Source organism: Asprobacillus argus, from assembly GCF_032248395.1.
Classification (GTDB): Bacteria; Bacteroidota; Bacteroidia; order Flavobacteriales; family Flavobacteriaceae; genus Polaribacter; species Polaribacter argus.
On record NZ_JAVTTO010000004.1, the window covers coordinates 141,030 to 155,626 of the forward strand.

General features: G+C 34.5%; 18 protein-coding genes. 3 read left to right on the forward strand and 15 right to left on the reverse strand.

Annotated elements, in window-relative coordinates; translation table 11 throughout:
• The first annotated feature begins 13 nt into the window (after window positions 1-13).
• Window positions 14-1,957, forward strand: coding sequence for a DUF349 domain-containing protein (locus RQM59_RS10905; RefSeq protein ID WP_349242143.1), 1,944 nt, complete (start codon window positions 14-16; stop codon window positions 1,955-1,957).
• 53 nt (window positions 1,958-2,010) lie between these two features.
• Here RQM59_RS10905 and RQM59_RS10910 read toward each other — a convergent pair whose 3' ends face one another.
• Together RQM59_RS10910 and RQM59_RS10915 are read right to left on the reverse strand one after the other, a co-directional pair.
• A complete protein-coding gene (locus RQM59_RS10910) occupies window positions 2,011-2,784 on the reverse strand; it encodes a zinc ribbon domain-containing protein (RefSeq protein ID WP_349242144.1) in 774 nt (257 codons plus the stop codon).
• Between the two features lie 2 nt (window positions 2,785-2,786).
• On the reverse strand, window positions 2,787-3,902 hold the full coding sequence (locus RQM59_RS10915) for a Nif3-like dinuclear metal center hexameric protein (RefSeq protein ID WP_349242145.1): 1,116 nt from the start codon (window positions 3,900-3,902) through the stop codon (window positions 2,787-2,789).
• A gap of 51 nt (window positions 3,903-3,953) precedes the next feature.
• Here RQM59_RS10915 and lpxK point away from each other — a divergent pair, with 51 nt between their 5' ends.
• Window positions 3,954-4,970 carry a tetraacyldisaccharide 4'-kinase gene (lpxK, locus tag RQM59_RS10920; RefSeq protein ID WP_349242146.1) on the forward strand — a complete coding sequence of 339 codons (1,017 nt, stop codon included), beginning with the start codon at window positions 3,954-3,956 and terminating at the stop codon, window positions 4,968-4,970.
• Here the strand turns inward: lpxK and RQM59_RS10925 are convergent.
• The 9 genes from RQM59_RS10925 to RQM59_RS10965 are packed head-to-tail and all read right to left on the reverse strand — an operon-like array spanning window position 4,950 to window position 10,643.
• The gene (locus tag RQM59_RS10925; protein ID WP_349242147.1) at window positions 4,950-5,846 is read right to left on the reverse strand and encodes a Ppx/GppA phosphatase family protein; all 897 of its coding nucleotides are present in this window, start codon (window positions 5,844-5,846) and stop codon (window positions 4,950-4,952) included. The genes lpxK and RQM59_RS10925 overlap by 21 nt on opposite strands.
• Before the next feature lie 7 nt (window positions 5,847-5,853).
• Window positions 5,854-6,342, reverse strand: a complete 489-nt coding sequence (locus RQM59_RS10930; protein ID WP_349242148.1) for a SixA phosphatase family protein — start codon at window positions 6,340-6,342, stop codon at window positions 5,854-5,856.
• Between the two features lie 36 nt (window positions 6,343-6,378).
• On the reverse strand, window positions 6,379-7,026 hold the full coding sequence (gene pdxH, locus RQM59_RS10935) for a pyridoxamine 5'-phosphate oxidase (protein ID WP_349242149.1): 648 nt from the start codon (window positions 7,024-7,026) through the stop codon (window positions 6,379-6,381).
• A 52-nt stretch (window positions 7,027-7,078) separates the two neighbouring features.
• A complete protein-coding gene (locus tag RQM59_RS10940) occupies window positions 7,079-7,501 on the reverse strand; it encodes a hypothetical protein (protein WP_349242150.1) in 423 nt (140 codons plus the stop codon).
• Window positions 7,502-7,514: 13 nt separating this feature from the next.
• Window positions 7,515-7,886, reverse strand: coding sequence for a VOC family protein (locus tag RQM59_RS10945; protein WP_349242483.1), 372 nt, complete (start codon window positions 7,884-7,886; stop codon window positions 7,515-7,517).
• Between the two features lie 55 nt (window positions 7,887-7,941).
• Entirely contained in the window at window positions 7,942-8,163 is a 222-nt protein-coding gene (locus RQM59_RS10950) for a hypothetical protein (RefSeq protein WP_349242151.1), read from the reverse strand.
• Between the two features lie 2 nt (window positions 8,164-8,165).
• Window positions 8,166-8,597 carry a hypothetical protein gene (locus tag RQM59_RS10955; RefSeq protein ID WP_349242152.1) on the reverse strand — a complete coding sequence of 144 codons (432 nt, stop codon included), beginning with the start codon at window positions 8,595-8,597 and terminating at the stop codon, window positions 8,166-8,168.
• Between the two features lie 12 nt (window positions 8,598-8,609).
• The gene (locus RQM59_RS10960) at window positions 8,610-9,149 is read right to left on the reverse strand and encodes an RNA polymerase sigma factor (RefSeq protein WP_349242153.1); all 540 of its coding nucleotides are present in this window, start codon (window positions 9,147-9,149) and stop codon (window positions 8,610-8,612) included.
• A gap of 51 nt (window positions 9,150-9,200) precedes the next feature.
• A complete protein-coding gene (locus tag RQM59_RS10965; RefSeq protein ID WP_349242154.1) occupies window positions 9,201-10,643 on the reverse strand; it encodes a sodium:solute symporter in 1,443 nt (480 codons plus the stop codon).
• Between the two features lie 57 nt (window positions 10,644-10,700).
• On the opposite strand from RQM59_RS10965, the gene recR reads away from it, so the two are divergent.
• Complete coding sequence (gene recR, locus RQM59_RS10970; RefSeq protein ID WP_349242155.1) at window positions 10,701-11,318, forward strand: recombination mediator RecR; 618 nt, start codon at window positions 10,701-10,703, stop codon at window positions 11,316-11,318.
• Window positions 11,319-11,427: 109 nt separating this feature from the next.
• On the opposite strand, the gene RQM59_RS10975 is transcribed toward recR, so the two are convergent.
• The 4 genes from RQM59_RS10975 to RQM59_RS10990 are packed head-to-tail and all read right to left on the reverse strand — an operon-like array spanning window position 11,428 to window position 14,487.
• A complete protein-coding gene (locus RQM59_RS10975) occupies window positions 11,428-12,030 on the reverse strand; it encodes a CopD family protein (RefSeq protein WP_349242156.1) in 603 nt (200 codons plus the stop codon).
• 1 nt (window position 12,031) lies between these two features.
• Complete coding sequence (hemH, locus tag RQM59_RS10980; RefSeq protein ID WP_349242157.1) at window positions 12,032-13,054, reverse strand: ferrochelatase; 1,023 nt, start codon at window positions 13,052-13,054, stop codon at window positions 12,032-12,034.
• 42 nt (window positions 13,055-13,096) lie between these two features.
• The gene (locus RQM59_RS10985) at window positions 13,097-13,600 is read right to left on the reverse strand and encodes a TrmH family RNA methyltransferase (protein WP_349242158.1); all 504 of its coding nucleotides are present in this window, start codon (window positions 13,598-13,600) and stop codon (window positions 13,097-13,099) included.
• Window positions 13,597-14,487 carry a helix-turn-helix transcriptional regulator gene (locus RQM59_RS10990; protein ID WP_349242159.1) on the reverse strand — a complete coding sequence of 297 codons (891 nt, stop codon included), beginning with the start codon at window positions 14,485-14,487 and terminating at the stop codon, window positions 13,597-13,599. The genes RQM59_RS10985 and RQM59_RS10990 overlap by 4 nt, the downstream gene beginning before the upstream one ends.
• Window positions 14,488-14,597 lie beyond the last annotated feature (110 nt).

Genomic DNA, 14,597 nt, shown 5'->3' on the forward strand with positions numbered 1-14,597 from the left:
AAACATTGTATATATGTTAGAGCCAAACGAAGAAAAAGAGATCTTAGATTCTTCTGTATTGAAAGATAAAAATGAAAATCAGGAAAAACCGCCTAGCGAAAAAGAAGAAGAAGTCAATGCAGTAGATGAATCTGAGGAAATTCCTACCGAAAAGAAAGAGCCTTCTAACGAGGAAATATCGACAGAAGAAGCTGTTGTTGAGGTGGAAAAAGAAGTAGCAAAAGACTCAGAAAAAGACGAGAGAAAAGAGCAAATACCAGAGATAGACTACGAGGTGTTGGATCTTGGGGCGCTTAATTCGGAGTTAGAAAAGCTTATTAATAATTATCCTATTCAGCAAATTAGAACACAAGCTGAGGCAATCAAAAATGCATTTAATAAAAAATTTGGAACTCTTTTAGCAGAAAAGAAAGAGGCTTTTTTGGCTGAAGGAGGTAATGCAATAGATTTTCAATTTAGTAGCCCCGTTAAACAAAAATATAATGGACTACTTTCTGACTATCGGAAAAAAAGAGATAGGTATTACGGTGATCTAGAGAAGCAACTTAAAGAGAATTTGGCGAAAAGATTACAAGTCATAGAAGACTTGAAAGCGTTAATTCAGGAAGCTGATACGAAGACCATGTATAAGCAGTTTAGAGAACTGCAAAATACTTGGAGAGGTATTGGCGGTGTACCAAAAACAAAATATAATGATACCTGGAGAACGTATCAGCATCATGTAGAGAGATTTTACGATCTACTCCATCTGAGCAATGATTTTAGAGATATAGATTTTAAGAATAATTTAGAGCAAAAACTTATTTTAATCCAGAAAGCACAGGAGTTAGCTGACTCCGATGATAGCGGTTATGCTTTCAGAGAGCTTCAGAAACTTCACAAACAATGGAAGGAAGAAGTAGGTCCGGTTGCTAAAGAAATGAGAGAAGAAGTTTGGAAAAAGTTTAGTGCTGCTACCAAAACAATTCATGATAAACGACATGATCACTACAGAGTTTTAAAGTCGAAACATAAGGATGTAATCGAGAAGAAACTTAAAGTGATTGAGACTATAGATCAATATGACGTTTCTAAGAATAAGACGCATAAAGACTGGCAACAAAGCATAAGGGAGATAGAGGCTTTACGTAAACAATATTTTGAAGCGGGTAAACTCCCATATTCAAAAAGTGAAAATATTTGGCTGCAGTTTAAAGCAGCAACGAAGAAATTCAATCAAGTTAAGAATGAATTTTACAAAGGAGAAAAATCAAATCAACAAGAAAATTTACAGAAGAAGTTAGCTTTAATAGAAACAGCTGAATCTCTAAAGGATAGCAAGGATTGGGAAGCAACGACTGAAACGTTTAAAAAAATTCAGTCTGATTGGAAGAAGATTGGACATGTTCCAAGAAAGTTTTCAGATGATTTATGGAAAAAATTTAAAGGCGCATGTAATTATTATTTTGATAGATTTCACGAGCAGAAAAATGCATTAAACCCGGAACAACAAGCGATTGTAGATGCTAAGAAATCCTTTATGGAGAATTTGAAAGACTCTGACAAACATACAAAAGAGTCTGTTAAGGAATTAATGAATGCATGGAACGCTTTGGGAAGATTACCAAGAAGTGCAAGGCATCTAGATTCTAAGTTCAGTAAAATTATAGATAAGGCATTAGGCACACTAGCTATTGATAAAAGTGAGTTAGTAATGTTGAAATTTAGAAATATAGTAGATGGTTATCTAGCGAATAATAATTTCAAAAAATTAGACTCAGAGTTAATTTTTGTTCGGAAGAAAATAGACGAGAGTGTTAGAGAAATACAGCAACTAGAGAATAATTTAAGCTTTTTTTCTAATGCAAAAGACGATAATCCATTAGTTCAAAACGTGAGAACTAGGGTAGAAGGATTTAAAAATGATCTTGTTGTCTGGAAACAAAAACTAGCATATCTTAAAAAGCTAGAGTATTAAAACAAAAAACTCGGATGATATCATCCGAGTTTTTTTCTATAATAAAGAATCAATTAAGAAAATAATTGATCTATTTTTTCTTTTTCTTCTGCAGCTAATCCTGCATCTACCAGGATCCTTCCACTATGCTCATCGATAGTGATTCTTTTACGGTTAGCGATTTCTAATTGCACCTGTGGTGGAATTGTAAAGAAAGAACCACCTGAAGCACCTCTTTCTATAGAAACAACAGCCAATCCATTTTTTACTTTATTTCTGATTCTGCTATAAGCTTGTAACAAATGATCATCAATTGAACCAGCAAACTCTATAGATTTTTTCTGTAATAGCTTTTCTTCTTTTTCAGTTTCTTTTAAGATAGCATCTAATTCACCTTTCTTGTGATCTAAATGTTGTTCTTGTTTTGTAAGCTTCTCTTTCGTAGCAGCTATAACTTCATTTTTTTGCTCAATCTTTGCTTTATACTCTTTTATTCTTTTTTCAGCCAATTCAATTTCTAACTCTTGAAATTCGATCTCTTTAGCTAAAGAATCAAACTCTCTATTGTTACGAACTTTCTTTTGTTGTTCGTCGTATTTTTTCATTAATGATTTCGATTCATCAATTGCAATTTTCTTATTGCTAATGTCTGTTTCTAAGTTAGAAACATCTTCGCCTAAGTTAGAAAGTCTAGTGTTTAATCCCGCAACTTCATCTTCTAAGTCTTCCACTTCTAAAGGCAATTCCCCTCTCATGTTCTTAATTTCATCAATTCTAGAATCGATTAATTGTAAATCATATAAAGCTCTTAACTTAACTTCTACACTTACTTCTTTCTTCTTTGCCATGTTTATAAATAATAAATTGGATTTGTACTTTTTTCTGATAAAATAACCTTACCTGCTGGTAAGGCAGGTGCAAAATTAGTGATTTTTTTTGTAAGATACTCAACCAAAAGGTTTTTTGTAAACTGTTCGCTTTCATAATGGCCAACATCGGTTAACAAAATCTTCCCTTCTGCTTTAAAGAAATCGTGATATTTAAAATCTGCACTGATGTATGCGTCTGCACCACAACTAATTGCATTTGAAATAGCAAAGCTTCCTGAGCCTCCAAGAACTGCTACTTTTTTAATGTTTCTGCCTATAGAATCAGAATGACGAATACAATCCGTTTTCATAGTTTCTTTTACAAAGAGTAAGAAGTCTTTTTCAGCCATAGGAACAGATAATTCTCCAACCATCCCCATCCCAATATTTTGATGTACGTTTTCTGTAATAACAACATCATAAGCGATTTCTTCATAAGGATGAGATTCTTGCAATGTCTTTAAGATGGCTTGCTCGTTCTTACTATCATAAGTGATACTAAGTTCAACCTCTTTTCCAGTAAATAAACGACCTTTTTCCCCAACGGCAGGGTTAGAATCTTCATTCCCTCTGTGTGTACTTATTCCTTCACTAGAAAAACTACAACTATCATAATTTCCAATATTACCAGCACCAACAGCAAATAAATTACGTTTAAGCTCTTCAACATTTCCTCCAGGGACTTGCACGGTTAATTTATGTATAATCCTTTTTTTAGGAACCAAGATTTGTGGATTCTGCAATCCTAGAACTTCACACATTTTAGCACTAACACCTTGTTTACTATTATCTAGAGCCGTGTGCGTAGCATAAATTGCAATGTTATTTTGAATAGCTTTTAAAATGATTCTTTCTACATAATTGCTTCCATTTAGTTTTTTCAGCCCGCTAAAAATAATAGGATGAAAACTAACAATAAGATTACAATCTTTTGCTATAGCTTCATCAATGGTCTCTTCTAAAGTGTCAAGAGTCACCAGTATACCGTTCACTTTTGTGCTATAGTTTCCAACCAATAAGCCTACATTATCAAAGTCTTCAGCATAGGCTAATGGAGCGATTTCTTCAATATAATTGGCAACTTCTCTAATAGTCATATGTCAAAATTTAAAAATCAAAGTTAAGATTTTTAATGTACTTTCGTACTAATGAAATTAGTCCGCTTTTTACTATTTCCATTTACCATTCTTTACGACTTGATTACGTCAATTCGAAATCTTCTATATGATAAAGGAAATTTTAGATCCACTTCTTTTACTATCCCGATTATCGCAGTGGGTAATTTAAGTGTTGGAGGTACTGGTAAAACTCCACAAATTGAGTATTTGATCCGACTTTTACGAGAAAGGAGTGTAGCCGTGTTGAGTAGAGGTTATAAAAGGAAAACCTCAGGTTTTGTATTGTTAAATAGTAACCACTCTTCTGAAGATGTTGGAGATGAACCGTTGCAGTTTTTTAGGAAATTCCCGAATATAGCTGTGGCTGTAGATGCTAACAGAGTTGCTGGTATTCAAAGGTTGAAGAAAGAGGTAAACCCAGAAATTATATTGCTGGATGACGCATATCAACATCGAAAGGTGAAAGCAGGATTTTATGTGCTCTTAACGAAATACGGAGAGCTATATTCAGATGATTTTATCTTACCTACAGGAAATTTAAGAGAAAGTAGGAGAGGAGCTAAGCGAGCGGATCTAATACTAGTTACAAAGTGCCCTGAAACACTCGGATTAAAAGAGAAAGAGCGTATTAAAAAGAAGCTTAAACCTTTGCATGGACAGCACGTTTATTTCACGGCAATTTCTTACGGACAGGTGCTCAAAGGAAGTATGCCTATAGCTGTTGACGAACTGTCCGATTATACAGTGTTACTTATAACTGGAATAGCGATTCCGCAACCACTGTTAGATTTTTTGAGTACTAGGAAAATTAAGTATCAGCACTTGAAATTTCCGGATCATCATCAGTTTTCGCCATCAGATATCGATACTATACAGAAAAAGTTTGAGGCAATTTCGGCCCCTCAAAAAATAATGGTGACTACTGAAAAAGACTACGTGCGATTATCAGATCAAATTAAGGGTTTGAGCTATATTGAAATTGAAACTCAATTTTTGAATGATAGCGACAAATTTGACAAAGAGATCTTAAAATTTGTTGAAGTATAAACTCTTAATAATACCATCCGCTAGACCAATCTTTGGTACATAGATCTTTCTGGCACCACTCCATTTCATAGCAGATAAATAAATTTTTGTAGCAGGTATAATCACATCCGCTCTATCTGGATTTAAGCCTAACTCCGTAATACGTTGGCTGTAACTCATCTTCTTTAAGAATTGATATTGAGCATTTAGGTAGATATAAGAAATAGGGTTTCCTTCAGATCTTCCAGACATTTTAAACAACTTATTGATGTTACCTCCAGATCCAATAAGAGATATCTTTTTATATTGCTTCGTGTTTTCCTTGATCCAAGATTCCACTTTCTTAAAAGCTTCCTTGTTTCCAGCTTTCGTATTATTTATTAAACGTACCGTACCCATTCTAAATGATTTTGAGGCAATGATCTTACCTTCGGAAAAAATGGTGAACTCCGTGCTCCCTCCACCTACATCAACATATAAATAGGTGCTATGGCTTTTTATCAGCTCGTTGAGGTCCGTCGATGAAATAATAGAAGCTTCTTCTTTGCCGCCAATAATATCAATTTTAATCCCCGTTTCTTTTAAAATATGATCAGCCACAGCAGCACCGTTATCCGCTTCTCGCATGGCCGATGTTGCACAAGCTTTGTATTTTTCTACTCCATGGACGTCCATTAGAAGCTTGAAAGCTTCCATGGCGTTTTTCATTCTAAGAATGTTGTCTTCACTAATATTCCCAGAGACAAAGGCGTCTGCACCTAGACGGATAGGGACACGAACCAATGATGACTTTTTAAACTGAGGCTCTTTATCTTCTTTTGTGATAACATTAGAGACAAGTAGTCGAATGGCATTTGAACCAATATCGATCGCTCCATATTTCTTAATTTCTAACAAGTACGAACTATTTTAAATTTTTCGGAAACTCAGCCAAAATGGTTTTTCCTTTTTTAATGTTTTTCCAGTGTTTTTCATCAAAACGAATACCGATAACTCCACAAGTAGTTACATGAGCAATAGGCTTACTTCCAAATTTATTTACGAAAGTATTGATACCATGATCGTGACTGAAAATAATAGCTGAATTAAAACTATCGTCCAAGGCTTTTACCGTTTTTACCAGATAGCCATCACTAAAACTATACAGCTCTTTCTTAATTTGTAGGTTAGAAAAAGGGTAATTGAAGTTTTGACAAAAAATGACGCTAGTGTGCAAGGCTCTATTGGCTACACTCGAGATAAAAACATCCGGTCTATCCATTTTCTTAGCCAAGTATTTTGACATGAGATGTGCATCGTGAATTCCACGTTGCTTTAACGGTCTGTCAATGTCGCTAACACCTTCGTATTTCCAGGAGGATTTAGCATGCCTAACAATGTAAATTGTTTTCACAGATTAGGTATTAATGTTTTGATGTAAATATAAAAATTAAGGCGCTAATCTTTCTAACTTCCATGAAAAATCTTCTAACAATGTATAGCGGATCCTATCGTGCATCCTATTAGGTCGCCCTTGCCAAAACTCAATGGATATAGGCTTTACGATAAAACCTCCCCAATGCGATGGTCTGGGAATTTCTTTTCCTTCGAATTCTTGTTGATAAGTTTTTAGTTTTTCATCCAGTTCATTTCTCGAAGAAACTACCGAACTTTGATCTGATGCCCAGGCTCCTAATTTACTTCCATCGGGCCTTGACTCAAAATAACCATCTGATAAATTTTCGGCAATCTTTTCAGCGTTTCCCTTTATAATGATTTGCTGTTCCAATGCTGGCCAGAAAAACGAAAGACAAACATGATTATTCGCTAACATAGCCTTTCCTTTTTCAGAAGTATAATTCGTGTAAAAGATAAAGCCTTCCCAAGTGTATTTTTTTAATAATACAATTCTATTCTTCGGAAAACCGTCCAGACCAATTGAAGCAATATTCATAGCATTGGCTTCTGAGATCATATCCGATTCATCGGCGTTTAGAAACCAATCTCTAAATAACTCAATAGGATTTTTTGGGCAATTACTTTCTAAAAGTGCTTGCTTTTCGTAGGATTTTCGGTGATTACTTAGATCGTTGGACATTTAAAGAATTTAGATAACAAAATTAATAAAAAAACAAAATGATACCATAAACTTATGGTCTCTTTAACATCCATATTCCGGTAAAGAATTCGATATCATTCTGACCATCATTATTGACAAATTTTTCTTCAATTACCCATTCACCATATAGGGCTCCATTTTTCTGATCTACTAATCCACTATAATCAACATTTAGAGAACCTTTTCCTATTTCAATCCCAGAGTAGTCTTCCTTAATTTCAGGAGAAGCATCATAAGATTTAATAAAGGAAATTAATTCGAAATCGATAAAGCCTTTTATTGAAGATTCTAAAGGAACTGCATATGAATCATGTCTTTCAGTCATAGTTCCTTGAATGTTACCTAATGAATCCGTAACTAAAGTAACATCAATTTTTACTCGTTCAGCAAAAAAAGGAAGATTATACCCAACACCATATTGATAATAACCGGTCCATTTACCTTTTACATCCATAAATTTAATGTCTTTAGATATGTTGATCTACCAATACAGCATTCCCATCAGGATCTAATACAACAAAACTTCCTGGGCCAGAAGTGCTTTCATCCGCTTCTGAAGAAAAGGATACTCCCTTGCTCTTTAAGTGTTTTTGAATGTCACGCACATCATCATATTCCGATAGTGCATTCGCGCTTTCATCCCAGCCAGGATTAAAGGTGAGTATATTGTTTTCAAACATTCCTTGAAAAATACCGATCAAGGCATTGCCGTTTTTTAAGATCAGGTAATTTCTGGCTTCATCACCTGCAAACACCTCAAAACCTAAATTCTGATAAAACGTTTTAGAGGCTTGCAAATCCTTCACAGCTAAACTTATTGAAAAAGCTCCTAATTTCATATTCATTGATTTTTTAATTGAGCCTTCAATGTACTAATTTTATGCGAAGAGCTTACTAGTAGTCTGGTAAAGATTCGCAATAGAACCCCTGATCTTTGACAATTTTAATGATCTCCATGTCATTTCGTTTTTCAGCAACTTCTATTCGCAGCACATTATCTATGTCTTCTGTGTCGACGGACCATCTTCTTATAATTGGATGACTATTAAAAATTGGAAGTAACCGTTTTATTTTTTCGTTGGAGCTAATATCTGTTTTCAAAATGAGCAATTCCATAACTAATCGTTTTGCGATTCCAAAGCACCCTGATCTTCACTTAGGTCCGGTCCATTTTTCTTATGAATATAATTCGCATATGCCTTTTCGCCTTCTTCTTGCCAAAAAGAATCATAATGTTTCCATTTGGAAAAATCTGATGAAGACGATTTCCTCTTTGATGATTTAGAATCACATTTGTGATCTTTTTTACTGCCCTTGTCATTTCCAAAGCCTCCAAACAGGATCTTTGATAGAAGGCATAATCCTAGCGCTTGCCAAAAAGTAATAATCGGTAAGCCAAAGATCAATGGCATCAACCAGTTCCATAGATACATTAGGACATATCCAAACAATGTAATAAATAGCACGGCTAAAATGGCGATGAAGATGACCGTTCCAACAATCACGGCAGGATTCTTACTTCGTAGTTTATGTTTAAAATAATTTTTCATGGTATATATTTTTTAATTGATAATATCTTTTTTTTGTTCTAGTTTTTTTAATAAAATTGAAATGGCCCTATGCCGTCTCGATAACAGTGTTCCTTCGGGAATGCCGGTCTCTTCAGAGATTTCTCGGTAACTATAACCTTCTATATCTACTGCGACAATAATATCTCTATAGAGTGGTTTAAGGGCGAAAATGGCTTTTTTCAAGGCTATTTTCATCTCTTCTGAATAGGTGTTGTCTGATGTACCATAAAACAGTTCTACAAAATCACTAAACTGACTTTCAAAATCATCTTCTGTATGAGTACTTCGCTTTTGCTGTCTCATAATGTCGATAATTTTATTCTTTATGGAGTGATAGAAGAATCCTGCAATATTGTTAACGGGCAATACTTGTTTTCTGGAAAGGACTTTTAAGGCGACATCCTGAATTATATCCTCAGCATCTCGATCCGCGCTATCTTCAATTTTCGAGTGCACATAAGCCTTAAGGTTATGGTATTCTTGATTAAAGAATGTTTTTAATTGTTTGTCCTTTTCTGTTTCTGAAGCCATTCAATTGCCTTTTTATGAGGCCTTCAAGTATAAAGACGGGTCTTTTTCATTTTATTGCATTTTTTTCTTCCTTTTTAAAAGAAGTAACCCAATAAATGTATATGTCCCATTCACTACCAGTACAAAGAACCCAAAATCAAAACCAAAAGATTCGATCGTCACATAGTTCGTTAGGAAAGTCAAGATAGGAGCAACAATACATATATAAGGTACAGCTTTGTCCTTTACATTTAATTTGGTAAACAATCCAAAGGCATATAAACCCAATAGGGGGCCATAGGTATATCCCGCAGCCTTAAAAATGTCTGCGATAACACTGCTATCTTTGATAAGATATCTAAAAATTAAGATGGTTGCAATTAAGACCAGTGAGAAAAGAATGTGTACTTTCTTTCGTATTTTTTCCTGATCACTCTTCTCTTTCTTTTCAATCTCCAAAATATCGATGCTAAAGGAAGTGGTTAAAGATGTTAGTGCAGAATCGGCACTCGAATAAGCCGCCGCGATTAACCCTAATAAAAAGAAAATAGCCGTTGCTAAACCTAAAGTACCTTTTATAGCAATAATTGGAAATAGGTCGTCTTTGTGTGCATCTATACCTTTGCGTTGCGCATAATCCGTTAATAATACGCCTAAAGCTAAGAAGAAGAAGTTTACAATAACCAAAACAATGGTAAACCAAAACATGTTCTTTTGTGCATCTTTTAAATTTCTACAGGTTAAATTCTTTTGCATCATATCCTGATCTAGTCCTGTCATTACTATCGCAATGAAAGCGCCCGAAAAGAATTGTTTCCAGAAATAATTTCCAGCCTTATAATCATCAAAAAAGAACGTTTTAGAAAGCTCACTATCTGCAACATAACTGAATAAGTTTGAGATCTGCATTTCATCGGAAATGGTATAGATACAAACGCCTACTGCAACGAGCATAAAGAGTGTTTGAAGTGTATCGGTCCAAACAATAGTTTTGATTCCACCTTTAAAAGTGTACAGCCAGATCAATAAAATGGTAATAGTTACTGTTACCCAAAAAGGTACGCCTAATTCATCAAACAATAATAATTGTAGCACGTTGGCGACCAGAAAAAGTCTAAATGCAGCCCCAATGGTTCTGGACAATAAGAAGAAAGAAGCTCCTGTTTTATATGAGTATCTGCCGAAGCGATCTCCTAAATATGTATAAATAGAGGTCAGGGTTAATCGGTAATACAATGGTAATAGTACTAGCCCAATTACAGCATACCCAACTACATATCCTAACACCATTTGCATATAACTCATACTACTGCCCTCTACCCAACCGGGGACTGAAATAAAGGTTACACCAGATAAGGAAGCTCCAATCATACCAAAAGCCACTAGGTACCAGGGAGAAGAATTATTTGCCTTAAAAAAAGTAGTATTATTTGCTTTTTTTCCTGTGAGATATGATATCAGAATCAGAACTCCGAAATAACCGAGAATTAATACTATAATGTGGATGGGTTGCATGAATATTTGGGTCTAATGAGCTACTAATATAGAGTTTATTTACGTAATTTCGCAGCTATGGATTTTTCATCAAAATTATTAGAAAATGCTGTTAATGAAGTCTCAAGATTACCAGGGATAGGTAAGAGAACAGCCTTACGTTTGGTGTTACATTTATTAAAGCAACCCTCCGAAAACACAGGCTACTTGACTGAAGCTTTACAGAATTTGCGAAATGATGTGAAGTCTTGCCAAAAATGTCATAATATTTCTGATACCATACTGTGCGATATTTGCAATAACCCTAGCAGAAATGAAGAAATTGTTTGCGTTGTAGAAGACATTCGTGATGTAATGGCAATCGAGAGTACTGCCCAATTTAAAGGGTTATATCATGTGTTGGGAGGTAAGATATCTCCAATAGAAGGAATCGGTCCGCAGGATTTACAAATAGAATCGTTGGTTGAAAAAGTGAAGTCAGGAGAAGTAAAGGAATTGATTTTTGCCTTAAGTTCTACCATGGAAGGTGATACTACCAATTTTTACATTTTCAAGCAGATCGAAAATTTTGAAGTGATCACTTCTACTATCGCGAGAGGAATTTCTGTAGGGGATGAATTAGAGTATGCAGATGAAATTACCTTAGGAAGAAGTATTGTCAATAGAATTCCGTTTGAACAATCGTTAAAAAGTTAGTGCTAAATCCGCTATCTTTAGAGCTTAATATGCGTTCATGGAAGTTTTCTTTTTTATAGGAACTGCCATTAGCTTTTTCATAGTTAGTAATTATTTTCTCAAATATAAATTAAATTTCGACGTTTTCATCTCCCTCTTCATTTTCATGACCTTCTTCACCTTCAGAAGACTCCCAATCCTTTTTTGCTCGAATATTTTTGTACAATTTAATTGAGAGCATTAAGAGTATCCCAAAAAGGATGATTCCGATAACTCCCCATACCCAGGAGATTGCACTTTTAAGAACCACTAAAAAGACGATGGCAAAAAGAATAATGGTTGCTACCTCATTCCATATTCTCAATTTAAAAGAAGTATATTTTACTTCATCGTTTTGAAGTTGGAGAAAAATCCTATGACAAGCACCGTGATAGAAAAACAATGCAAAAACAAAGGACAGTTTTACATGCATCCATCCAAAAGTGAGATAGCTGGGTGTAGAGAATAACATCCAAAGACCAAAAATAGTTGCAAGGATTCCTGAGGGCCAGGTAATAATATACCAAAGGCGCTTACTCATTAATTTATATTGTGTTTGTAGTATTTCTTTAGCGGGCTCGTCTTTACCCTCAGCTTCTGTTTGATAGATAAAAAGTCGTACAATATAAAAGAGTCCAGCAAACCAGGTAACCACAAAAATGATGTGCAAAGCTTTTACATATAAGAAACCCATATTATTTTATTTTTTGATTCCAGTTGTTGATCCAAGTGACCATTACGTCCACCCAATCGTCATTATCGTTCATGCAAGGTACATGTTTATAATCAGTTCCACCTGCTTCCAGAAAGTCTTCTTTTCCTTCCATAGCAATTTCCTCCAACGTTTCTAGACAATCTGAAACAAAGGCTGGAGTAATAACCGCTATTTTTTTCTTTCCCTCTTCTGGGAATTTTTCTAATTCGAAATCTGTATAAGGCTTAAGCCATGGATCTTTCAATAAACGTGATTGAAATGAATTACTATAGGAGCCTTCTTTAAGATCGAGTTCTTTTACAATCTCCTTGGTAGTCTCAAAACACTGATGTCTATAACATGTTTTATGAGCTTCTGAAGCAACTTCACAACAACTACCGTCAATCTTACAATGACTTTGCGTAGTGTCAGATTTTAAGATATGTCTTTCAGGAATACCATGGTATGAAAATAAGATATGATCATACTCAAAACCATTTAAATGATTCTGAATGTTAGTGCTCATTGCTTTTATATAGTTCTTCTCATTATAAAAAACGGGAAGTACATCCATCGACATCTGTGCGTGTTTTTTAGCAATGACCTGCTCCGCTTTTACCACTACAGTTTCATACGAAGACATAGCATAATGTGGATATAAAGGGACTAAAAGCACTTCATCGACACCTTGATCGGCGAGCTCTTTGATTCCATTTTCTATACTCATAGACCCATATCTCATGGCCAAAGCTACAGGAATGTCTACTTTGGTAGCTACTTTTTTTGCAAACCGTTCAGAGATCACTACTAAGGGAGAGCCTTCGTCCCACCAGATCTTTTTATATGCTGCTGCAGATTTTTTAGGGCGTACATTCAAAATGATTCCTTTGATTAACAAGAATCGTTTCCAGTAAGGAATATCAATGACACGTTCGTCCATTAAAAACTCATCTAAATATTTGCGAACATCCTTAGTGCTTGTGCTATCTGGAGATCCTAAGTTTACTAGTAAAATTCCTTTCATTCTTTTAATTATATATACTGAGTTTATTTCAGTTTAGTGTTTCTATTTTGTTAGTTGTTTTGTTGTTTCATACAAGGTAATTGCCAAACTATGAATTACATTCATGGAAGAATTTCTTCCGTACATGGGAATATTCACGGAAGCATCTAGCAGATTAATGTTTTGTATACCATGTCGTTCACTGCCTAAAAGTAGTACGATCTTCTTTGAATTTGTGAAATCAAAATCTTTAATGTCAATGCTTCTATCCGTAATCTCTATTCCAATAATAGTATTTCCTTCCGATTTTAGTTGCTGCACTAGCGTTTGAAAATTTACATAATTTTCCCAAGAAATTTGATCAATGGTATTTCTAGCGGTCTTTTTCACAATTCTATTTTCCATAGATGGAGAACTCTCATGTAAATAGATTTTAGACACTCCAAAACTTTCGGCAATACGGAAGCACATACCAATGTTCTCTGGCGTCCTTATCGCATCACAAACAATAGTAATTGGAAATTTCTGTCGATTATTTGCTATTTCAGAATGACTTAATTGTTTCATGTATTGGATTGTAAAGACATTACATATTTTTTAGGAGTCGTGCCGAATTTCTTTTTAAAAGCAGCTATAAAATGACTTGCGGTACTATATCCAACCTTTAACCCCACCTCATTTACATTGTGCTGATTACTCTCGAGCAACCTTCTAGCGTGCTCCATTTTGTAATCGAATAGAAAGCTGTATACAGTGTCTCCATAAATTTGCTTGAACCCTTCCTTTAATTTCTTAATGTTTAAGCCAATCTCGTTAGCTAATTCCTGCAAACTTGGAGGCTCGGCCATATGTGCAATAATAATATCTTTTGCCTTTCTAATTTTCAATACGTTTTGCTCATCAACTAAGAAGGGACAATATTCACCTACACCTGCATCATCCTTTTGAAAGTGCAAGCTTAATAGCTCATAGATCTTTCCTTTTATGTATAAATCTTTTATGGCACTGTTTACGTTTGCATTGATAATCTGTTGTAGTACGATCATTACAGTTGGTTTAATATCCTGATCGTCATAATACTTTTTATTAATATTATCGTCACTCAAAAAATGAATATACCCTGCCTCTTTCGAGAAAAGAGAATGAAACTTCTCTATAGATATTAATAATGAGACCAAAGTTGTTTTTGGGTTGATGACTAAATTAATGGGTAGTTTTCTTTGAGGGTTGTATAACAAAATAGAACGCTTGTCTAAAACGTCAAAAGTGTAGGAACCATTGTTAAATAAAAATTTCGAAGCACCTTTTAAACAGAAATGAAGTTGAATATAGGTGCTATCTATATCTCTTTCAAATAATTGATTTTCACTGCTTTCATTTTGAAAATGAAGCACATGGAAGCCATTCTCTAAATTGGTTTCTTCAAAAGTACTTTGAGCGACATTTTTTGACATAGATCAAAATTTATTTTAAACACATTTTATTTAGAATCATTCTACATAAGAAATAGCTTAACACCTGATTCTACTACAAAAATAAGGCTTTTTACAAGTTTTTTAAACAA

What these genes read in the sequence shown, in the direction of transcription:
- lpxK (WP_349242146.1), top strand. Translation starts at nt 3,954, where the DNA reads ATGAAATTAGTCCGCTTTTTACTATTTCCATTTACCATTCTTTACGAC.
- RQM59_RS10910 (WP_349242144.1), bottom strand. Translation starts at nt 2,784, where the DNA reads ATGGCAAAGAAGAAAGAAGTAAGTGTAGAAGTTAAGTTAAGAGCTTTA.
- RQM59_RS10905 (WP_349242143.1), top strand. Translation starts at nt 14, where the DNA reads ATGTTAGAGCCAAACGAAGAAAAAGAGATCTTAGATTCTTCTGTATTG.
- hemH (WP_349242157.1), bottom strand. Translation starts at nt 13,054, where the DNA reads ATGAAAGGAATTTTACTAGTAAACTTAGGATCTCCAGATAGCACAAGC.
- RQM59_RS10990 (WP_349242159.1), bottom strand. Translation starts at nt 14,487, where the DNA reads ATGTCAAAAAATGTCGCTCAAAGTACTTTTGAAGAAACCAATTTAGAG.
- RQM59_RS10915 (WP_349242145.1), bottom strand. Translation starts at nt 3,902, where the DNA reads ATGACTATTAGAGAAGTTGCCAATTATATTGAAGAAATCGCTCCATTA.
- recR (WP_349242155.1), top strand. Translation starts at nt 10,701, where the DNA reads ATGGATTTTTCATCAAAATTATTAGAAAATGCTGTTAATGAAGTCTCA.
- RQM59_RS10950 (WP_349242151.1), bottom strand. Translation starts at nt 8,163, where the DNA reads ATGGAATTGCTCATTTTGAAAACAGATATTAGCTCCAACGAAAAAATA.
- RQM59_RS10960 (WP_349242153.1), bottom strand. Translation starts at nt 9,149, where the DNA reads ATGGCTTCAGAAACAGAAAAGGACAAACAATTAAAAACATTCTTTAAT.
- RQM59_RS10940 (WP_349242150.1), bottom strand. Translation starts at nt 7,501, where the DNA reads ATGGATGTAAAAGGTAAATGGACCGGTTATTATCAATATGGTGTTGGG.
- pdxH (WP_349242149.1), bottom strand. Translation starts at nt 7,026, where the DNA reads ATGTCCAACGATCTAAGTAATCACCGAAAATCCTACGAAAAGCAAGCA.
- RQM59_RS10945 (WP_349242483.1), bottom strand. Translation starts at nt 7,886, where the DNA reads ATGAAATTAGGAGCTTTTTCAATAAGTTTAGCTGTGAAGGATTTGCAA.
- RQM59_RS10985 (WP_349242158.1), bottom strand. Translation starts at nt 13,600, where the DNA reads ATGAAACAATTAAGTCATTCTGAAATAGCAAATAATCGACAGAAATTT.
- RQM59_RS10975 (WP_349242156.1), bottom strand. Translation starts at nt 12,030, where the DNA reads ATGGGTTTCTTATATGTAAAAGCTTTGCACATCATTTTTGTGGTTACC.
- RQM59_RS10965 (WP_349242154.1), bottom strand. Translation starts at nt 10,643, where the DNA reads ATGCAACCCATCCACATTATAGTATTAATTCTCGGTTATTTCGGAGTT.
- RQM59_RS10955 (WP_349242152.1), bottom strand. Translation starts at nt 8,597, where the DNA reads ATGAAAAATTATTTTAAACATAAACTACGAAGTAAGAATCCTGCCGTG.